The 20,595-nt window shown below is 60.6% G+C and carries 19 protein-coding genes and 1 pseudogene; 6 read left to right on the forward strand and 14 right to left on the reverse strand.

What is annotated here, in order from left to right:
- From BLT54_RS22405 to BLT54_RS20570, 4 genes and pseudogenes are all read left to right on the forward strand, one after another.
- A pseudogene (locus tag BLT54_RS22405) lies at positions 1-129 on the forward strand (electron transfer flavoprotein subunit alpha/FixB family protein); the annotation flags it as partial.
- A 12-nt stretch (positions 130-141) separates the two neighbouring features.
- Positions 142-1,944, forward strand: a complete 1,803-nt coding sequence (locus BLT54_RS20560) for an acyl-CoA dehydrogenase (RefSeq protein WP_074647321.1) — start codon at positions 142-144, stop codon at positions 1,942-1,944.
- Positions 1,945-2,000: 56 nt separating this feature from the next.
- Positions 2,001-3,176 carry an acetyl-CoA C-acyltransferase family protein gene (locus tag BLT54_RS20565; RefSeq protein ID WP_074647322.1) on the forward strand — a complete coding sequence of 392 codons (1,176 nt, stop codon included), beginning with the start codon at positions 2,001-2,003 and terminating at the stop codon, positions 3,174-3,176.
- A gap of 69 nt (positions 3,177-3,245) precedes the next feature.
- Positions 3,246-3,665, forward strand: coding sequence for an acyl-CoA thioesterase (locus BLT54_RS20570; protein WP_074647323.1), 420 nt, complete (start codon positions 3,246-3,248; stop codon positions 3,663-3,665).
- 144 nt (positions 3,666-3,809) lie between these two features.
- Here BLT54_RS20570 and BLT54_RS20575 read toward each other — a convergent pair whose 3' ends face one another.
- The 14 genes from BLT54_RS20575 to BLT54_RS20640 all read right to left on the reverse strand — a co-directional run bounded on the left by BLT54_RS20575 (position 3,810) and on the right by BLT54_RS20640 (position 18,295).
- Positions 3,810-5,234 (reverse strand): gamma-aminobutyraldehyde dehydrogenase, encoded by a 1,425-nt coding sequence (locus BLT54_RS20575; protein WP_074647324.1) that lies wholly within the window; start codon positions 5,232-5,234, stop codon positions 3,810-3,812.
- Positions 5,235-5,253: 19 nt separating this feature from the next.
- Positions 5,254-6,063, reverse strand: a complete 810-nt coding sequence (locus tag BLT54_RS20580) for an ABC transporter permease (protein WP_074647325.1) — start codon at positions 6,061-6,063, stop codon at positions 5,254-5,256.
- Entirely contained in the window at positions 6,053-7,009 is a 957-nt protein-coding gene (locus BLT54_RS20585) for an ABC transporter permease (RefSeq protein ID WP_143026911.1), read from the reverse strand. The genes BLT54_RS20580 and BLT54_RS20585 overlap by 11 nt, the downstream gene beginning before the upstream one ends.
- Positions 7,006-7,989, reverse strand: coding sequence for an ABC transporter ATP-binding protein (locus BLT54_RS20590; protein ID WP_074647326.1), 984 nt, complete (start codon positions 7,987-7,989; stop codon positions 7,006-7,008). The genes BLT54_RS20585 and BLT54_RS20590 overlap by 4 nt, the downstream gene beginning before the upstream one ends.
- Positions 7,990-8,066: 77 nt before the next feature.
- Positions 8,067-9,230, reverse strand: a complete 1,164-nt coding sequence (locus tag BLT54_RS20595; protein ID WP_074647327.1) for an ABC transporter substrate-binding protein — start codon at positions 9,228-9,230, stop codon at positions 8,067-8,069.
- Positions 9,231-9,351: 121 nt separating this feature from the next.
- Entirely contained in the window at positions 9,352-10,254 is a 903-nt protein-coding gene (locus BLT54_RS20600; RefSeq protein ID WP_074647328.1) for a LysR family transcriptional regulator, read from the reverse strand.
- Between the two features lie 143 nt (positions 10,255-10,397).
- Positions 10,398-11,156, reverse strand: coding sequence for a molybdate ABC transporter substrate-binding protein (gene modA / locus BLT54_RS20605; RefSeq protein ID WP_425429342.1), 759 nt, complete (start codon positions 11,154-11,156; stop codon positions 10,398-10,400).
- A gap of 62 nt (positions 11,157-11,218) precedes the next feature.
- Positions 11,219-11,563, reverse strand: a complete 345-nt coding sequence (locus tag BLT54_RS20610; protein WP_074647329.1) for a winged helix-turn-helix domain-containing protein — start codon at positions 11,561-11,563, stop codon at positions 11,219-11,221.
- 186 nt (positions 11,564-11,749) lie between these two features.
- Positions 11,750-13,603, reverse strand: a complete 1,854-nt coding sequence (locus BLT54_RS20615; protein WP_074647330.1) for a heavy metal translocating P-type ATPase — start codon at positions 13,601-13,603, stop codon at positions 11,750-11,752.
- Complete coding sequence (locus BLT54_RS20620) at positions 13,603-14,604, reverse strand: FAD:protein FMN transferase (RefSeq protein WP_074647331.1); 1,002 nt, start codon at positions 14,602-14,604, stop codon at positions 13,603-13,605. The genes BLT54_RS20615 and BLT54_RS20620 overlap by 1 nt, the downstream gene beginning before the upstream one ends.
- Positions 14,585-16,792 carry a PepSY domain-containing protein gene (locus BLT54_RS20625; RefSeq protein ID WP_074647332.1) on the reverse strand — a complete coding sequence of 736 codons (2,208 nt, stop codon included), beginning with the start codon at positions 16,790-16,792 and terminating at the stop codon, positions 14,585-14,587. The genes BLT54_RS20620 and BLT54_RS20625 overlap by 20 nt, the downstream gene beginning before the upstream one ends.
- Positions 16,793-16,805: 13 nt before the next feature.
- Positions 16,806-17,276 (reverse strand): DUF2271 domain-containing protein, encoded by a 471-nt coding sequence (locus BLT54_RS20630; protein WP_074647333.1) that lies wholly within the window; start codon positions 17,274-17,276, stop codon positions 16,806-16,808.
- A 69-nt stretch (positions 17,277-17,345) separates the two neighbouring features.
- Complete coding sequence (locus BLT54_RS22410) at positions 17,346-17,771, reverse strand: hypothetical protein (RefSeq protein WP_074647334.1); 426 nt, start codon at positions 17,769-17,771, stop codon at positions 17,346-17,348.
- A gap of 200 nt (positions 17,772-17,971) precedes the next feature.
- Entirely contained in the window at positions 17,972-18,295 is a 324-nt protein-coding gene (locus tag BLT54_RS20640) for a PepSY domain-containing protein (protein WP_074647335.1), read from the reverse strand.
- A 143-nt stretch (positions 18,296-18,438) separates the two neighbouring features.
- Here BLT54_RS20640 and BLT54_RS20645 point away from each other — a divergent pair, with 143 nt between their 5' ends.
- The gene (locus tag BLT54_RS20645) at positions 18,439-19,098 is read left to right on the forward strand and encodes a response regulator transcription factor (protein WP_074647336.1); all 660 of its coding nucleotides are present in this window, start codon (positions 18,439-18,441) and stop codon (positions 19,096-19,098) included.
- Complete coding sequence (locus BLT54_RS20650; RefSeq protein WP_074647337.1) at positions 19,095-20,444, forward strand: ATP-binding protein; 1,350 nt, start codon at positions 19,095-19,097, stop codon at positions 20,442-20,444. Before BLT54_RS20645 ends, BLT54_RS20650 begins: the two co-directional genes overlap by 4 nt.
- Positions 20,445-20,595 lie beyond the last annotated feature (151 nt).

Here is a 20,595-nt window from a genome sequence, read left to right on the forward strand (position 1 = left end):
GGCATGAAAGACTCCAAAGTCATCGTCGCCATCAACAAGGACGAAGAAGCCCCGATCTTCCAAGTCGCCGACTTCGGCCTCGTCGCGGATCTCTTTGACGCCGTGCCCGAATTGACTGAAAAGCTCTAAAAGGATTGTGCCATGACCTATCACGCCCCTTTGCGCGAAATTAACTTTATCCTTGAAGATCTGTGCAACCTGTCCGGGCTCTCCGCGCTGGACGGGTTTGAGGATTTCACGCCTGAAACCATCGAGGCCATTCTGCTTGAGGCCGGAAAATTCGCCAATGACGTTCTGGCGCCTTTGAACCATCAGGGCGATGTCGAAGGTCTTGGCTTCAAAGACGGCAAGGTCACCATGCCACGCGGCTGGAAGGAGGCCTACGCCAGCTTGGTTGAGGCGGGTTGGAACAGCCCCGCCGCAGACCCCGAATTTGGCGGTATGGGGCTTCCGGTGTTGGTCAACACCTGCATCCAAGAGCTGTTCAATGGGGCGAATATCTCGTTTCAGCTCTGCCCCTTGCTGACCCAAGGCGCCATCGAAGCACTGGCCGCCTATGCCAATCCGGCGCTTCAGGCGGTCTATCTTGAAAAGATGGTTTCGGGCGAATGGGCGGGTACGATGAACCTGACCGAACCTCAGGCCGGGTCGGACCTGTCGCAGGTGCGTTCCAAAGCGGTGCCAAAGGGTGATCATTATCTGATCAGCGGCCAGAAGATTTTCATCACCTATGGCGAACACGATATGGTCGACAACATTGTCCATCTCGTCTTGGCGCGTTTGCCCGATGCGCCCGAAGGCACCAAAGGCATTTCCCTGTTCGTGGTGCCAAAATTCTTGCCGGATGCCGAGGGTCAGCCGGGGGTCGCCAATGATCTGCGCTGCGTGTCGATTGAGCACAAACTCGGCATCCATGCCAGCCCGACCTGCACCATGGCCTATGGCGACAATGAGGGCGCTATCGGCTATTTGGTCGGTGAGCCGAACCGTGGCCTGCAGTATATGTTCGCGATGATGAACAACGCGCGGCTGAACGTCGGGCTTCAGGGCATCGGTGTGGCCGAACATGCGTTTCAAACCGCCGCCATGTATGCCTCCGAGCGCAAACAGGGCGCGGTTGCCCATGGCACTGCGCCCGCGCCGATCATCCAGCACCCCGATGTCAAACGCATGCTGGGCGTGATGAAAGCGCAGACAGAAGGCGCGCGTATCCTTGCCTTACGCGCCGCTTTGTCCATCGACATGGCCGAACACGCGCCTGACGCGGACATCCGCGCCCGCCACCAACGCCGGGTGGATTTGCTTATCCCGGTGGTCAAAGCATGGTCGACCGAAATGGCTGTCAGCGTGGCCTCGCAGGCCGTGCAGGTGCATGGCGGCATGGGCTATGTCGAGGAAACCGGCGTTGCGCAGTTTTATCGCGATGCCAAAATCACCACGATCTACGAAGGCACGACCGGCATTCAGGCGATGGATCTTGTTGGGCGTAAAATTTTGCGGGATCAAGGGCTTGCGGTGCGTGAAATCGTGTCGGACATCCGGGCCAGTGCGAATGCTTTGTCGGGTGAGGTGGTGGGGGCGCTTGACGTCAATCTCATGCGCCGCAGTGCCCATGAGGCCGCTGATCTGATCGAAAAATCCTGTGAATGGTTGCTTGCGGCTCAGGTCACGGATGCTGCCTTGCCGCTGGCTGCCGCGCAAAGTGTGATGGATGTGTTTGGCATGAGCCTTTCGGCGTGGTGCCTGATCGACAGTGCGGCGGCGGCGTCGCGCCATCTTGCCCTGGGGGATGGTGACGCTGCGTTCTGGCGCTATCGGATATCCTTGGCCGAATGTTTCATCCATCATATTTTCCCGATGGCACAGGCGCGTCTAACCACCATGCGCAATGGATCGTACAGTGTGATCGGGCTTGAGCCTGACATGTTGGCCCAGGCAAGCTGATCGGATTTCGGCCCCGCCGCAGCGATGGCGCGGGGCCTTTCACAAAAGGATAAGAGATGACGGATATTGTAATTCTGGGCGGGGCCCGGACCGCGATTGGCACCTTTGGTGGCGCATTGGCTGGGATGCCGCCGATTTCGCTTGCGGCGCATGTGACCAAGGCCGCTTTGGAGCGTTCAGGCACCACGCCGGACCAGATCGGCACCGTGGCCTTTGGCCATGTGTTGAACACCGAACCGCGGGACATGTACCTCAGCCGCGCCGCCGCGATCGAGGCCGGGATGGCGGTTGAGACCCCGGCGATGAACGTGAACCGACTGTGTGGCTCTGGCATTCAGGCCATCGTGTCCGTGGTGCAATCCTTGATGCTTGGCGATGCCGAGTTTGGCCTTGCCGGTGGCGCGGAATGCATGAGCCGCGCGCCCTATATCGTTCCCGCGATCCGCTGGGGGCAAAAGATGGGGGACACAGGTGCGACCGACATGATGCTCGGCGCGCTGACTTGCCCGTTTGGCACCGGACATATGGGCGTGACCGCCGAAAATGTTGCGGCGGAACACGGCATCACCCGCGAGGCGCAGGATGCCTTTGCGCTTGAAAGTCAAAACCGCGCCGCTCAGGCGATTGCCGAGGGCCGGTTTGCCAGCCAAATCACCCCGGTCGAGATCAAGACCCGCAAGGGCGTCACCCTGTTTGACACCGATGAGCACCCCAAACCAAGCTCCATCGAGGCACTGGCCAGCCTGCGCACCGCGTTCCAAAAAGACGGCACGGTGACGGCGGGCAATGCATCGGGGCTTAATGATGGGGCCGGGGCGATTGTTCTGGCGCGGCGCGGTGCCGCCGAAGCGGCGGGCCTGACCCCGACATTCCGCATCGTTGGCTATGGCCACGCCGGTGTGCGCCCTGAGGTGATGGGCATAGGTCCGGTGCCCGCCGTGCGCAATTTGATGCAGAAAACCGGCCTCTCGGCGGGGGCTTTTGATGTGATTGAATCAAACGAGGCCTTTGCGTCTCAGGCGATCGCGGTCAGCACGGAGCTGGGATTTGATCCCGCACGGGTGAACCCGAATGGCGGTGCCATCGCGCTTGGTCACCCGATTGGGGCCACAGGCGCGATCATCACGCTGAAACTGATGTACGAGCTTGAGCGCATTGGCGGCCGCTATGGTTTGGCGACGATGTGCATTGGTGGCGGGCAGGGCATCGCGCTTGCCATTGAGCGGCTGTAAAACACGCGCGGGGCCGGGGATCAAACTCCGGCCCCGCGTTTAAACGATCCCTTCGAAAGGCCTTTTGAGATGACCAAAGCAGAGCCCATCGCAGTCGAACAACGTATCGCTTTTGGCGACTGCGATATTGTCGGCATCGTCTACACCGGGCGTCTGCTCAACTATGGGGTTGAGGCGATTGACGAATTTTACAAACAGGTGGTCGGGGGCGGGTGGTTCGAATTTTGTACGGACCACAAACTTGCGACGCCCTTTGTGAATGTGACTGTGGATTTCCGCAAACCGGCAACGCCACGTGACAAGCTGATCTGTCACGTTGCGCCGACCCGGCTTGGACGCACCTCGATCGTCTTTTCCGTGGTCGGCAGGCAAAACGATGCGATCTGTTTTGAGGGCAGCTATACCTGTGTGTTCACCTCGATGGACACGCTGGAAAAACAGGCCCCGCCCGATTGGCTCGCCGAGGCGATTGCCCCTTGGGTCGGTTAAATGTCAGGCAGGGCTGTTTTTAGACGATAATCCGGTGATGTGGTGGGGCTGCCCGATGTTTGGCTTTGAGCATCCGCGCGTCAACAAAAGCCGACCGCAGCAGTGCGGTCGGCTTTATATGTCTGAGGCGCAATCGCGTGGGGATCAGTGCGCGACCATCACATGACGCACGACGGAATAATCTTCGAGCGCATAGGACGACATGTCCTTGCCATAGCCGGATTGTTTCATCCCGCCATGGGGCATCTCGTTGGTCAGCATGAAATGAGTGTTCACCCAAGTGCAGCCATATTGCAGACGGGACGCGATCTGCATGCCGGTGGAGACGTCTTTGGTCCAAACTGAGGACGCCAGACCGTAGTCGCTGTCATTGGCCCATGTGATCGCCTCCTCCGCATCCGCAAAGCGGGTGACGGAGACGACAGGTCCGAACACTTCGCGCCGGACAATTTCGTCCGTTTGCAACGCGCCCGCGACGACGGTCGGTTTGTAAAAGAAGCCGTCGCCATCGGGGATGTCGCCGCCTGTGGTGATCTCGATGTGATTGGCCTCGCGCGCACGGGCCACGAAACTGGCGACCCGATCCCGTTGGCGCAATGAGATGAGCGGACCCATTTCATTGAGGCTGTCATCCGGGTTGGCATATTCGATCTGCGAAATGGCATCGGTGAGTTTGCCGACGAAATCATCATAGACCGAGGCCTGTGCATAGATGCGGCAGGCGGCGGTGCAATCCTGACCCGAGTTGTAGAACCCAAAGGCGCGCAGACCCTCGACCGTGGCGTCAATATCGGCGTCCCCCATCACGATGACCGGGGCTTTGCCGCCGAGTTCGAGATGGGTGCGTTTGATTGTTTTATTGGCCGCATCCAGAATTTTGCGCCCGGTGGCGATGTCGCCAGTGAGCGAAATCATCGCCACTTTCGGATGGTTGATCAAGGCGGAGCCGACGGTTTCACCACGCCCAAGGATGATGTTCACCACACCTTCGGGCAGGACATCGGCAAAGATCTTGGCCATCGCCAGTGCGGTGAGCGGCGTTTGTTCGGAGGGCTTGAACACCACCGTGTTGCCCGCCGCAATCGCCGGGGCGATTTTCCACGCCATCATCATCAAAGGATAGTTCCACGGCGCGATGGAGGCGACGACGCCGATGGGATCGCGGCGGATCATTGAGGTGTGGCCTTCAAGATATTCGCCCGCAACCGGCCCGGTCATGCAGCGCACGGCACCGGCGAAAAAGCGGAAGCAATCGACAATGGCGGGCAATTCGTCATTGAGCGCCAAAGGCCCCGGCTTGCCACAGTTGAGCGCTTCGAGCCCGGCGAGGGTTTCGGCCTGCGCCTCGATCCGATCCGCGAGTTTCAACAAATATCCCGAGCGCGCGGCGGGCGTTGTGCGCGACCACTGTGCAAAGGCTTTCTCCGCCGCCGTCACTGCCGCTTCGACTTGGGTCAAAGAGGCCTCGGGCAGGGTGGTGATGATCTCACCTGTGCGTGGATTAAAGATGCTTTCTTCGGTTTCGGTGCCGCGGACGAGCGTGGCGCCGATCAGCATTTGGGTGTCCATGAGAGTCTCCCTGTTTTCGTTATTTATCGGAACCGGCGGTATGTTCGCCGTCGCGTGTGAGGTAATAGGCGGCCAAAATCGGCAGCACGGTGACGATCACCACCGCCATGGCAACCACATTGGTCACCGGGCGTTGACGGGGGCGGACAAGTTCTTCGAGCATCCAGATCGGCAGGGTGGTTTGGTTGCCTGCGGTGAATGTGGTGACGATCACCTCATCGAAACTGAGCGCAAAGGCCAACATCCCACCCGCAAGCAAAGCGGTGGCGATATTGGGCAGGATGACGAGCACAAAGGTCTGAACCCCATCCGCACCCAGATCCATCGCCGCATCAACCAGTGCGCCAGAGGTCCGGCGAAACCGCGCCACCGCATTGTTGTAGACGATCACGATACAGAAGGTGGCGTGACCCAAAACGATGGTCCATGTCGAAAACGGAATGTCCAAAAGCGAGAAGGCCGAGCGTAATGAAATCCCGGTGATGATGCCCGGCAAAGCGATGGGCAGGATCACCAAAAGTGAAATCGTTTCACGGCCAAAAAAGCGAGACCGCGCCACGGCAGCGGCGGTGAGCGTGCCCAGGATCAAGGCCAGCGTGGTGGAAATCGCCGCGACTTTGAGCGACAAAGCCAAAGCCTCCCAGACATCCGCACGCCCTAAGGTGACGCCAATCCATTTCGTGGTCAGGCCGGGCGGCGGCCATTGAAAGCTCTTTTCCTCGGTGGTGAAGGCATAGACAAAGATCAGCGCAATCGGGGCCAAGAGAAAGATCAGCCCGCCGATGGCCGCAAATTTCAGGCCCAATGGGGCGCGGGTGTTAGAGTGCATCGAAAGCCCCCATTTTGCGTGCGCCCCAGAGGTAGATCCCCATGATGACGATCGGAACGACGGTGAACGCGGCGGCCAGCGGGATGTTCCCGGCGGTGCCTTGTTGGGTGTAAACGGCTTGACCGATAAAGAGCCTTGAGTTGCCGACGATCTGCGGCACGATGTAATCGCCCAAGGTCAGCGAAAAGGTAAAGATCGACCCGGCAATGATCCCCGGCAGAGCCAGCGGAAACAACACCATGCGGAAACTTTGGCGCGGTGTGGCGCCAAGATCAGAGGCCGCTTCCAACAACGCCCCCGGCACGCGTTCAAGTGACGCCTGAACCGGGATGATCATGTAGGGCAGCCAAATATAGAGGAACACGAGGAAGGTGCCGGTATAGCTGACCGAGAGGGAATTGCCGCCGATGACGGGCAGGCTGAGCAGGCCGTCCAACAGCCATGTCAGATGCAGCTTGGCAAAGAGCCACGTCAGAATGCCCTCTTTCGCCAACACCAATTTCCACGCATAGACCTTGACCAGATAGCTCGACCAAAGCGGCAACATCACCCCGATGTAAAACAGCGCCTTCCATTTGCCCTTGGCATAGCGTGCCGCGAAATAGGCGATGGGAAAGGCCAGTACGGCGGCGGCGATGGTGACCGCAGCGGCCATGGAGACCGTGCGTAAGATGATGTCGAGGTTATAGGGTCGTAGCAATTCGCCGTAGGTCTTGAACGTAAACTCGCGCACGACGATGCCGGAGAATTCGTCGATGGAGAAAAAACTTTGGATCAAGAGCGCGATCAGAGCCCCGATATAGACGATGCCAAGCCAAAGCGTGATCGGCAGCACCATCAGGAACACGAACATGCGCGGGTGACGGATCACCCAATCGACCGTGCGCGACAGTGGTCCGCTTCTGGGCGTGAAAATCGCCGGTTGCGTGGTGTCAAACCCGCTCATGCCTCATGCTCCATGAGATGCGCGCGCGATGGCTCCCATGACACATGGGTGGTCTCGCCAATCTCGGGGGTGGTTTCATGCGCCGGGATGAGCGCGGTCAGGCTTTGACCGTTGACATTGAGCGACAGTTTGGTCACGCGCCCGTGGAAAAACTTGCCCGTCACCGTGGCCTCGCGCCCTGATGCATCCAGGATGATGTCTTCGGGACGTAAAGAGGCCCATTGGCCAGCGGCCCCAACCCCGGCCAGATCGGCGGGCACCACATTGGAGGAGCCAACGAAATCCGCGACGAACTTTGATGCGGGGCGGCGATAAATATCTTCGGAACTGCCGATCTGTTGGATTTTGCCGCCCGCAAACACCGCCACGCGGTCTGCCATTGAAAGGGCTTCGTCCTGATCATGGGTCACGAACACAAAGGTCAGACCCAGCGCGCGTTGCAATTTGCGCAGCTCTTCTTGCATCTGTTCGCGCAGCTTGAGATCAAGCGCACCCAGAGGTTCGTCCAACAGCACAACCCGAGGTTTGTTGATCAACGCCCGTGCCAAGGCCACGCGTTGACGTTGCCCGCCCGACAATTCGCCCGCCCGACGCGCGCCGTAGCCCGCGAGTTCAACCAGCTCAAGCGACTCTTCGGCGGCACGGTGACGTTCGGCGCGTCCCACGCCTTTGACGCGCAGGCCAAAGGCCACGTTGTCGAGCACATTCATATGCGGGAACAGGGCGTAGTTTTGGAACACCGTGTTCACATTGCGCAAATACGGCGGCACCCCCTCGGCGCGCTCGCCAAAAATCTCGATCCGCCCGGCGGTTGGTTGTTCGAACCCCGCAATCAGGCGCAGACAGGTGGTTTTGCCAGAGCCGGATGGGCCAAGCATGGCAAAGAATTCACCATCGCGAATGGCCAGATCGACCTCATCTACGGCTTTCACGGTTCCGAAATGGCGCGATACGCCTCGGAAGGTCACTGCATCAGTCATTGTCCGTCTTTCAGGGTCAGTCTTCAGGGAGAAAGGTCGGGCCGGCCCGAAAAGGCCAGCCCGTGGGGGGGGAAGGATCAGCGGCCGCCAATCACACCGATGTAGTCAGAGACCCAGCGGTAATACGGCACACAGGTGCCTTGGCTTTCGCAGCTTGAAACCGGAGTTTGCCAGAATTTGATCCGGTCAAAATCGTCCAAACCGTTCTCGGAACAGCCTTCGGCGGTCTGCATGCCAGAGCCATCGGTACAGGCCTCCGGCACAGACGGCACCGCGCCAAACCAGACGGAGAGATCCGATTGCAGGTTGGAGTTCAGCGAATGCTCCATGAACTGATAGGCGCAATTCGGGTGCTCGGAGTCCGCGTGCAACATCAACGTGTCGGCCCAACCGCTCGCGCCCTCAGACGGGATGGTGGAGGCGACCGGCACTCCGTCGGCTTTCAACAGATTGACCATGAACGGCCAAGACGAGGATGCCACCATGCCTTCGTTTTTGAAATCGTCGATCTGGATGAATGCATCATGCCAGTAACGCGATACCAAGGTGCGCTGGGTGCGCAACACGTTCAGCGCGGCGGCGTATTGATCCTCATTCAACTCATAGGGGCTTTCGATGCCAAGCTCCGGCTGATGCGTCATCAAATACATCGCCGCGTCGGCAATATAGATCGGGCCATCATAGGCCTGCACCCGGCCTGTGTTGCTTTCGCCATCGGGCAGGGTCATTTCTTCGAACACCACATTCCAACTGGTCGGAGCCTCTGGGAAAACCTCGGTGTTGTACATCAACACGTTCGGACCCCACATGAATGGCGTGCCATAATGGGTGCCTTTGACCGTGTGCCACGGCGCGTCTTTCAGACGGTCGTCGACGCGCGACCAGCTTGGGATCAGGTCAATATTGATCGGCTGGACCCGGCCGCCCGCGATCAGACGCAGCGAGGCATCGCCCGATGCGGTCACCAAATCAAAGCCGCCTTCGTTCATCAGCGCGACCATTTCATCCGAGGTGTTGGCGGTTTTGATCTCGACCTTACAGCTTGTGGCCGCTTCGAATTTGGTCACCCAATCAAAGGCCGCATCGGTTTCACCGCGCTCGATATAGCCCGGCCATGCGACGATGGAGACGGTGCCTTCGCCCGCGCCAAGTTCGGTCATCATATCGGCGGCAGAAAGCGGCACGGCGGTGGCGGCGACGAGTGCAAGACCGGAGGCACACCCTTTGAAAATCTTTTTCATCTTCGGTTTCCCTGTTGCTGCGGGAGTCAAAGCCCCCTTGGGCGACAGGGTGGGAGAACGGGTCCGATTTCACAAATTCAATTCTCAGGTTTTGGGTATCGGAAAAATTGATACCCATGAATTACTTCGTGTTTTTATGGGTTTGTGCCGCCAAAACAAATTCACGCGTCGGACGGGACAGCGGCGAGCCTTTGCGCCAGACGGTTCCAACCTGCACAACGGGGAGGCTTCCCGATACATCGCGCGACACAATCCGGTCACCTTCAAGCGACCAGCGACGATACACCATCTCCGGCAAAAGCGCGATTCCCGCACCCGTCGCCACCAAAGAGCGCACCGCCTCCACAGAGCGGGTGCGAAACGCGACACGCGGGCGGGCGCCAAAGGCCGAGAGCAATTTGCGCGTGGCCTCTTCGATCTCATCAATCCGCAGCATGATCATCGGCTCATCGGTCAGATCCTCGATCGACACCGAGGGCCGGGTGCTCAACTCATGCCCGTTGGGCAGCCAAAGCTGATAGGGGGATGTGTCGATGATTTCTGTCTGAAGCGCCATGCGGTCGCGCAGATTGGTGGTCACCATTACCGCCACATCCAACTCTCCGCCGATCAATAGATGCTCAAGATAATCGCCGCTGTCCTCGACCGCGGTCACTTCGACCTTGGGATTGGCGCGGCGAAACCGGGCCAGAATATCGGACAACACATAGCCCGCGACCAAGGAGGTCACGCCAACATGCAAAGTGCCGGACAGGGTTTCGGCCTCTTGCGTCAGGGCAAGGCGGGCATCCGAGACACCGGCCAAAATACCGGTCGCATGGCGCAGGAATTGATGGCCTTTGTGGGTGATGTCGAGGCCGCGCGGATGGCGGTCAAACAGGGACACGCCAAGGTCGGTCTCCAGCTCGCGAATGGCCTCTGTCACCGCCGATTGCGAGATCGCCAGGGCCTGTGCCGCGCCGGACACGGTGCCGACCTCCGCCACGGCGATGAAATAGCGCAATTGCTTGAGTGTGAACGCCATGTGTTTCCCTTCCGCCGGTCCGTTGTGGGACAGAACGCGCCTGTCGCCGCCCGTGTCACAGGTAGGTTGCAGGCGGCTCGGCTTGTCAAGCGATGAGGTGGCGCTGGGATGTGACGCAGGGGGCGATAGGGGGGGGGCGCGGGTTACTGCGGCACCACGACAAAGCCCTGACGTTCGAACGCGGCGCGGGCCGGGGCACCGTGCAGGTAATCCAAAAACGCCTGTGTCGCTTCATCGTCGTGCTCGGCAATCGCGGCGGCGGGATAGACAATCGGCGGGTGGGTTTCGGACGGAAACGTTGCCACAATGTGTACGTCATCTTCGGCCGCCGCATCCGTGGCGTAGACGATCCCAAACGGCGTTTCTCCCAAGGCCACAAGCGAGAGCGCGGCGCGGACATTGTCGGTTTGGGCAACAGAGGGGGAAAGTTGATCCCATAGACCAAGCGTCTCAAGTGCTGCTTTGCCATAGATCCCCGCCGGAACCGCATCGACCAGCGCCATCGCCAGCCGATCCTCGCCAAGCGCCTCTGGCAGATCAGAAATCGCCACTAGGGTGGAGTCTTGGCCATGGGCGATGAGGACAATCGAATTGTTCAAAAGATCAAAGCGCGAGCCTTTGGAGAGAAGCCCGTCGTTTTCCAAAACATCCATCCAGTCGGGATTGGCGGAGATGAACACATCCGCAGGCGCACCCTGTTGAATTTGCCGCGCAAGGGCGGAGGAACCGGCGAGCGAGACGATGAGGTCATGCCCGGTGTCGGTTTCAAACCCCTGTTCGATGTCGACCATCGCAGTGGTCATGCTGGCGGCGGCAAAGACGATCACCTCTTCGGCGTGGACGGCGAGCGGGGCGCAGGTGAGGAGGAGGAGGGCGGTGAGGCGGGCAAAGGGCAGGGACACAAGCAACTCCGTTCAATATGTTTGTGGAAACATATCGCAGCCCATCACTGATCTGGCAAGCGCTATTTCCCTTCGGACATATCGCCAAACAGCGCCGCAATCGCTTCGATCTGCTCAGACCCCGCCGCAAGTGCGCGCTGCTCAAGCGCACGATACTGGGCCAAAACCGCCTCTCCCGTCTCCGACAGATGCGCCCCACCGCCCTGTGCCCCACCCCGCGACGAAATCACCAGCGGCGCCCCAAAGGCCGCATTCATGTCTTCGACCAGCGACCAAGCCCGTTTGTAGCTCATCGACATGGCGCGCCCGGCGGCGGAAATCGACCCGGTGTCACGAATGCCCGCAAGCAAATCGGCCTTGCCGGGGCCAAGCATCAACCTGTCCCCGAAATGCAACCGCAGGCGCATCCTGACCTCTGTGATATGGTTTTGCTTTGAATTCATAACGTGACTGTGCCGTGTCTGCGGGGCAATCGCAACGCCAACCTACCCGGCGCTCACACCAAAAATCATCCCAACCCCTGCCGTGGCCACCATGGCCAAATCGGCTTGGTTCGTATCGGTTTGCGACCACACGGACACATAGTCCCCCGCCTACGCGGCGGCACTGAGGCCCTTGGGCGTGATGCGCAAGGCCCGCAGCGCATTCAAGATGACGGCGACGTCAATCACCTCTTGCAACAGCGCGCCTTGCACTGGCGTGAGGTATCCAAAGGCCGCCGCGATCATGCCCAAGACCGACAAGCCGATCCCGGCAATCACGCTTTCAACGGCAATGCGGCGGGCGGCGCGGGCAATCTCGATCCCCGGTCCAAGCCGGTCGATCCGATCCACCAGCAAGACCACATCGGCGGCCTCCGCCGAGGCGGCGGCCCCCCGCGCGCCCATGGCAACACCGACATCGGCGGCGGCCAGAGCAGGCGCATCATTCACACCATCGCCGACCATCATCACCGGGCCATTTTTGCGCTCGGTCAGAACCAAAAGCACCTTTTGATCCGGCGACAATCCGGCCCGAAGCGCATCAAGACCAAGCCCCTCGGTCACCCGTTCGGCCACGTCTGCACGGTCTCCGGTGGCCAACACGATCCGCACAATCCCTTGGGCGCGTAGCCCGGTCAGCATGGCCTTTGTGCCCTCGCGCAGCGGATCGGCCATGACGAGATGCCCGGCCATTTGCCCATCTATCGCCAAAGCCACAAGCACCGACCCCGCAGACCGCATGGGGTGTGGCGCAGGCCCTGTCACATGCTGGGCGATCAAATCCGTGCCACCCACGACGACGGCATGACCTTCGACCCTGCCGCTGACGCCTTCGCCGGGTGTTTCAACCACATTGGTGGGCAGGGGCAGGGACATCCCCTTGGCTTTCGCGGCGGCGACAACCGCCTGTGCGACCGGGTGTTTTGACGCCTGATCAAGTGCTGCGGCGAAGCGCAGGATGTCGGTGTCGCTGTGCGTGTTTTGACTGTCGATGCGGATGATTTGTGGCCGCCCATCGGTGAGTGTGCCGGTTTTGTCCAGGATCAGCGTGCGACTGCGCGCCATGGTTTCAAGCGGACCTGCGCCTTTGATCAACACGCCAAAATGCGCCGCACGCGACAGGCCTGCGGTCAGGGCAACGGGCACGGCAAGGATCAGCGGGCAAGGGGTTGCCACGACCAAAACCGCCACCGCGCGGATCGGATCGCCGGTCAGTCCCCAAGCGGCGCCGGCAATCATCACGGTGACGATCAAAAACCCCAAAGACCAACGATCCGCCAGCCGCGCCATCGGCGCTTTTGACCGCTGGGCCTCTTCGACCAGGCGGACAATCCCGGCATAGGTGCTGTTTTTGGCGGGCTGGGTTGCGGTCAGATCAAACGGCGCGCCCGCATTGGTCGAACCGCTCATCGCCTCCGCGCCTTGCGCCAAACGCACCGGAAGCGACTCGCCGGTGAGCGCAGAGGTATCGACAAAGGCGGTCTCGGAGGCAATCACGCCATCGACGGGCACCACATCGCCTTGACGGATCAGCAAAAGATCACCGGGGAGGATGTCGTCCAGCGGCACGTCTTCCAGCCCACCATTTTGGTGTCGGGTGGCTGTGCGCGGCACGCGGGACAACAGGTCATGCATCTCACGGCGGGCGCGGCCCTCGGCCATGCTTTCAAGAAAGGTGCCACCGGAATACATCACGGCAACAACCGCCGCCGCCATGGTTTCGCCAAAGCCAAGCGCCGCCGACATCGACAGCGCGGCGACAATATCAAGCCCGACCTCCCCGGCGCGCAGACTGCGCAGAATTTCGATCAAAAGCGCGATCAATACCGGAAGAACGCCGAAGGCCCAGACGAGGGCCGCGAGGTCTTTGAGACCCGCGAAAAACAGGCCAAGCCCGATCACAAGCCCGGCAATCGCCAGCCCCAAAAGTCCGGTTTTCATCCGCTCAATCCGCGCAAAGTCCATTATATGGCTCTCCCTGGGGCATTTGCCGCCGCGTCCTCATCGGCAAACACGCGGCCGACGCCAAGGCTGCGATATTCCGTTTGGCTCACGCGGAGCAAGAACAAGGCCTCCAAGCCTTGCGCACGGGCAAGGGCCGCGCCCTGTTCCGCGCCGAGCACCATCAATGCGGTGGCCCAAGCGTCGGCTTCGGCACAGGTTTTGGCCACAACGGTGACGGAGGCGGGTGAGCTCATCAGGGGCGCACCCCGGCGCGGGTCCATGGTGTGCGACAGGTGGCGGCCTTGGACCTCGACCCAATGGCGGTAATCGCCAGAGGTGGCCACAGCCGCGTCTTGCAGGGTCAGCACGGAATGGGCGCTGCGGCTTTCCGGGTCGGGGGCCTCGACCGCGATGGACCATGGCGCCCCATCGGGACGCAGGCCCATCGCGCGCATTTCGCCGTCAATGCCAACAAGCGCATTCATGATGCCAAAATCGCGCAGGGTCTCGGCCAATCGGTCCACGCCATAGCCTTTGGCAATGCCGTTGAGGTCCAATGCGATGGGCGCGGTTTTGCGCAGGCGTCCTGCCGCAACGTCCAGGTCAAGCGCATCAGAGGCGGGCACACGTTTGGTGTTCATCGCGGCTTTGATGCGGTCAGGCGCGGCCTCAGCGGGGCCAAAGCCCCAGGCCGTCACCGCATCACCCATGCCAATGTCGAACGCCCCCTTTGAGGCGCGCCCGATCTCTAGCCCAAGGGTGATCACGGTCATCAGCGAGGCGGGCACATCGCACCAGTCGCCCAGAGGCGCTGCGTTGAGGCGCATCAAATCGCTGTTGGCGGACCATGTCGACATTTGTGTGTCGACTTCGGTGACGGCTGACTGAAGCGCGGCTTGGATCACGGCTTGGATCACGGACGGGTCCACGTCCGGGGCCGTGTGAAATTGGGCCGACCAGCGCGTGCCCATGGTCGGGCCGTTGAGCGCGTGGCGGGTGAGATCAGTAGACATCTTCGACATAGCGCCCTTCTGACTTGAGCATGAGCGGGGTAAGCCCGGCAGGAGATAGTATATCCGCCAAGACCTCGGACACGCCTTGCGCCATGTCACGTCCGCCACAGACCATCACACGGGCACCGTCGCGGATCAATCGGATCACTTCGCTTCGTTCAGTGCGCAGAACATCTTGGACATATTGCGGATGTGCAGTGCGCGACACGGCGGTGGTGAGATGCGTCATCTGCCCGGCGTTTTGCCACCCCGGCATATCCGAACCATAAAGAAAATCGCTATCCGGGTGGCGCATCCCGAAGAACAGATGCACCGGGCGCTTGTGCGTGTTGCCCCGGATGATCCCGGCCAGCGGGCCGATGCCCGTGCCCGCACCAATCAAGATCAGCGGCGTGCTGTCTTTGTCCGGGTGAAACACCGTGTTGCGGCGCAAGAATCCGGTGACAGTCTCGCCCAGTTGCAGGTCGATGAGTTGGCCGGAGCACAGCCCGCCGGCATGTTTTTTGACCACGATTTCGATGAATCCGTCACGGTTCCCAGAGGCCAGCGAGTACAGCCGGGGCACGGCGGAGCCTTTGGGCAGGATGCCGATCAAATCGCCCGCTTGGAACCGCCCAAATCCGCGCCGCATCAGCCGGTGCATCAGCGAAGCCTTGGGCAAGGCAAAGCGTAGGATCGCAGTCGGGGCCTGGACCTCGGCGCCATAATCGCGGCGGCTGATCAAGATCAGGCTTTGTGTCGTGGGTTGGACCGGATGGTGGGCCAGTTCAAGCGGGAGTCCCATCGTTGTGCCAAGCGCGTGACCCCAACGCGCGAATTCTTGTGCCGATTGCCGGTCCACGGTGTGAAAGGCCAAAAGCTCGGGCCAGCCTTTGGCCCGCGCTGCCTCCGAGACCGCTTGCGCATAGGCGCAATAGGCCGGAAAGCTGCGATCGCCCAGGCCAAGCACGGCCAGCGGGACGTTTGGCAAGACCTCAGCGGTGGCGAGCTGATCAAGGAAACCCTTGGCGGAACTCGGTGCATCGCCATCGCCATAGGTTGCGGCCAAAATGAGGATGCGTTTGGCTTTGCTATAGCGGCTTGGATCAAAGGCGGAGAGGGCGGTGGCATGGACGGTTTGCCCGGCCTCGGTCAGGGCTTTGTGGAGCGTCGCGGCAAAGCCCCATGTGCTGCCGCCTTCGCTGCCAATGAGGAGGATCGTTTCGGCGCGACTGGCCGGGGCATTGTGGCGCAAACGCGGTCGACCACGACGCCCAGCCAGCCAGACCAAAACTCCGGTGATCGCCATCGCCGGAATGGCCAGCGCCATCAGCCCAAGCACCAGCCCCAACAGCGCGGCACCTTGACCGGTGTGCAGCATATAGATGGTCTCAGACAGGATTTGCATGGGGCTCAGATCGGCCCAGACCAGCATCTTGCCGGTGCCTTGGTCGATAAATCCCATGCCCTGATCGGTCGTCAGGGTGAACACGTCACTGGCATCATCGGGGTAGGGAAAGCTCAATTCGCGCAAATCAGACACCGGGGTGCTTGCAAGCCGCTCCATCGCGGCAAAGGCCGCACCCGTTTCGCCGCTGGTTTCAGTGGGGAAGGCGGGGATCACCTCGCCATCCGGCAAAAGATCAAAGGTCGAAGCGGTCATCCACAGCGCGGTCACGGACGACAGCGCAAGGCCCAGCACCGCGACGCGGGCCAATTCAACGTGAATGCGTCCCGCAAGGGGCCCGCGCAGAGGCGCAAACCACCGCCGCCAGCCACCCATGCGCCGCACCACCAAAAGCGTGCCAGAGATCGCAAGCACAAGCATCGCCAAAGCCCCAACTGCCATGGCAATGCGCCCGCCATCGCCCAAAAACAGCGAGCGGTGCAAATTGGTCAACCAGCGCAGCACCGGGTTTGGATCGGCGGAGGCGACCGCTTGGCCGGTGAGCGGATCAATGATGTCCGCGCCGGGGGTGCCGTCTTTGAACCAATAGGCGGTGATCCGCCCCGAAGGCGCGCGTTTGATTTGCTCGACACCGGGGAGGGCGCTTTGGATGCGCGTGGCAAGATCCGCCACGCTTTGATCGCTTACGGTTTGCGGCGCGGACAGATATTCAAGGCTTGGAAAGATCGACAAAGCCGCGCCACTGAGCGCCAGAAGGGTGACAAGAGCCAGAGCCAAAAGACCCGGCCAACGGTGGAGTTTGCGGATCATGGCTCTGTCCCTTTTACATGTCGTAGGTGAAATTGGCGATGTAGCCGCGACCCTTCACGGCGGTTCCGGCCCCGTCAGAGGTCAAGGGCACAGAAATTTCGTTCGGGCTGTCGCGGCGATCTTCGACGGCGGCGTCGATATGAAGCGTATAGCCAGCATCAAACAGCGCATCCGCCAGATCCAGAGAGATTTTCAGTGACCGCCCAGCGCCCACACTTGCGCCGGTGATGCCATTGATCTGCGCCGTGTCGCCGCCGGTGAACCGATACCAATCGGTCAGGTGTTTGTAATATTTCGACTTTCGACCCGCCATCCACAGGCTGCCGGCATAGGCACCTTGGGGGTCGGTGACATACACCGCCAGATAGGCCCCATCACCGCCATAGTTTTTGAGCTGTGTTGTGAGGGTCACGGGGCGCGCCATGGCGAGGCCGGGCAGGGTCAGCGCCGTGGTGAGCGCCAGAGTTGCGAGAACAGATTTCATCTTGGGTATTCCTTTTTTGTCACAGTTTATACGCGCTGCAGCGGTCGTCCCGGCGCAGCGCGGTGTCATTTAATTCACCTGAACTTGGGGTGGGGTGCCGGTGCCAAAGAGCCCGTTTTGCGGTGGGGCAACGGTGCCTGCGGGGGCAGGCGTGTCGATGGACCCGCTGCAGTCATCATCGTCGTCATCATCGTCGTCGTCGTATTTGTTTTTACGGCGGTCCTCCTCGTCCTCGTCCTCGTCCTCGTCATCATCCTCGCACTCGTCATCATCATCATCGTCGTCGTCATCCCCAAGCCAACGCAACCAACCGCGCCCCTCATCGTCGTCATCACTGACAAACATGAGAGAGGGTGTGTTTGAGGTGTCTGCACCTGCGGACACGGCGTCGAGCGGTATGCCATAAAGCGGAGCAGAGGGGCCGCTCCATGCGGGCAAGCCGAATGTGGCGGACAGGGCGGTTGAGGCGGCAAGAAGGGTTAAGGTCTTTTTCATGATACAGGTCCTTGGTTGTTTTGTGACACTCTGAGGTGCCAAGCTGAGCGTCTCCTGACGCGGAAAAGATTTTTGCTTCAGCTTGCTGTCAGGTGCCAAAATCAGATCCAAAAAAGGCCCCGCCGGTCAGGACGGGGCCAAGGGGGCCGAGGGGACACACGGCATGGGATACAAGGCGTGGGAAAACAGGGCGCTGGCCTTCAGTCATCATGACGTTCGTCACGTTCAACGTGGTGATGATCGTCGTCCTCCGCCTCGTCTTCATATTCAAATTCAAGCACTTGAAGCGTTGCGGGGTGTACCGTCACTTCAATTGGGCGGCCCTCGGTATCGCTGCCGATGATCTCATAACAGCCATCGTCGATCTTGATCCGGCGCACTGTCCAGCCGTTTTCTTGCGCCAGTTGGGCCACCGCTTCGCGCGGTTGCCAATCGGCCATGGGGACGAAACAATCGTCCTCGGCCAAGGCCATCCCGGCGGGCAAGGCCAGGAGAAAGCTCAGAATTGTCAATGGTGTCTTCATGGGCCAAACTCCGTTTTGCGGCCATCTTGGGAGGACTGTGCATCCCAAAGCTGACGGGAACCTGACGCGGGGCACATCTCTGCGTCAGCTTTGCGTCAGCCAGAAAGGTGATAGAAGGTCATCAAGAGATAAAAGGGAAAGCCATGCGACTCCTGTTGATCGAGGATGACACTGTTTTGGGCGCCGCGGTGCGCGACCAGATCGCGGCGGATGGCCATTCGGTGGATTGGGCCAACCGTCTTGATGCAGCTATGGATGCGATCCATGGCGCGGCGTTTGATCTGATTCTGTTGGATTTGATGCTGCCTGATGGGCGCGGGATCGGGTTTCTCAAAACCCTGCGTGCGCGGGGCGATGTCACCCCGGTGATCATCTTGACCGCCTTGGATCAGATTTCGGACCGGATCGAGGGGCTGAATGCGGGGGCGGATGATTATCTGGTCAAACCGTTCGATTTGGCGGAGCTTTCGGCCCGGATCGGATCAGTCGCCCGGCGTTATTCGGGCAATCCCAACCCGATCATCAGCCATGCCGGTCTCGACATTGATCTCGCGGCGCGCAGCGTGCATCGCGATGGCAAACAGGTGGCTTTAACCGCCCGCGAATGGGCCTTGCTGGAGGCGTTTCTGGCGCGCCCCGGTCAGCTTTTGTCAAAACCGCAGCTCGAAGAAAAGCTCTATGCCTTCTCGTCCGAGGTCGAAAGCAACACCATTGAGGTTCACGTCAGCCGCCTGCGCAAGAAACTCGGGGCGGGGGTGATCGAGACGGAGCGTGGCATGGGCTATCGTTTGGGAAAACCATGAGAATGCCGCGCAGTCTTCAGGCCCGGCTGGGACTGTCGCTCGGCGTGTTGTTGACGCTGTTGTGGATTGCGACGGCGTCGGTGACGGCGGTGATTTTGCGCCAGGAAATGGATGAGGTGTTTGACAGCGCATTGCAAGAAACCGCCCAACGGATTTTGCCACTGGCCGCCGTCGATATTGTCGGGCGCGATGACACCGGCGCGACCCAAAGGATCGGGGAGGTCCGCGAACACAGCGAGTTTTTCACCTATGTCGTGCGCGACAGCGAAGGCCGCATCCTGTTGCAATCGCACGCCGCTGATCCGGCGGTGTTTCCGGTCTATGATGGGCCGGGGTTTCGTCAAACCGCCACGCATCGCCTCTATAATGATGATGTGTTGCAAGGCAGCATCCGCATCACCATCGCCGAGCCTTTGGACCACCGCGCACAGGTTGCGCGCGAAATTCAGATGGGGCTTGGCCTGCCGCTTTTGGTGGTGATCCCGGTGGCGCTTTTGGCGATTGCTTTGGCGGTGCGGGCGAGTTTTGCTTCGCTGCGCCATTTTCGTGCGCGGCTTGAAACACGCAATGCGCGGGATTTGTCCCCCATTCCGGTGGATCATATGCCTGCCGAAGTCGCCCCGATCGCCGCCACGCTCAATGATCTGTTGCACCGTTTGAACGGCGCGTTTGAGGCCGAACGCAGCTTTGCCGCCAATGCCGCGCATGAGTTGCGCACGCCTTTGGCCGGGGCCATTGCGCAGGCGCAGCGGTTGCAATCGGAAACCGATGATCCGGCGGCCCGCGCCCGCGCTGGCGAGATCGAAGCGACGCTCAAACGCCTCACCCGCCTGTCCGAGCGGCTGATGCAATTGGCCCGCGCCGAAGGCGGGCGGTTGCGGTTGGATCAGGCCTCGGATTTGCGTGTTGTGGCACGGATCATCGTTGAGGATATTGCGCGCACCACCGCCCCGGATCGCATTGTTTTGACCCTGCCAGAAAGCCCGGTGATGTCTGATCTGGACCCGGACGCTTTTGGTATCCTGTGCCGCAATCTGGTTGAAAACGCGCTGCGGCACGGGTCACAAAGCGCGCCGATTTTGGTGGTGCTGACAGCCGATGGTCAACTGAGCGTGTCCAACGAAGGCCCCGTGGTGCCGCCCGAAACGCTGGCCCGCCTGACCGCCCGTTTTGAACGTGCGGGCACCCAAACCGATGGCAGCGGGCTTGGCCTCGCCATTGTGGCGGCGATTGCCGAACGGATCGGCAGTCCGCTTGTCTTGACCTCGCCGCGGCTGGGCTCGGCGTCCGGTTTCGAGGCCAGTGTGCGATTGATCGCGGCGGATTTGGTCACACCTCTGCGCTAGCTATATGGGCTAAGAGGGTCCACGCTGGCTTTGGGAGTGTTTATGATAGTCCAAGTGGATGGGAAGAGCCGCATAGATGTTTTCTCGCCTGTGGATCGGCCTTGTGAAAGCCTCGGTGGTTGTCGACCGCAGGGTGCCAGTCCCCGGAGCC

Source organism: Celeribacter baekdonensis, assembly GCF_900102315.1.
Taxonomy (GTDB): domain Bacteria; phylum Pseudomonadota; class Alphaproteobacteria; order Rhodobacterales; family Rhodobacteraceae; genus Celeribacter; species Celeribacter baekdonensis.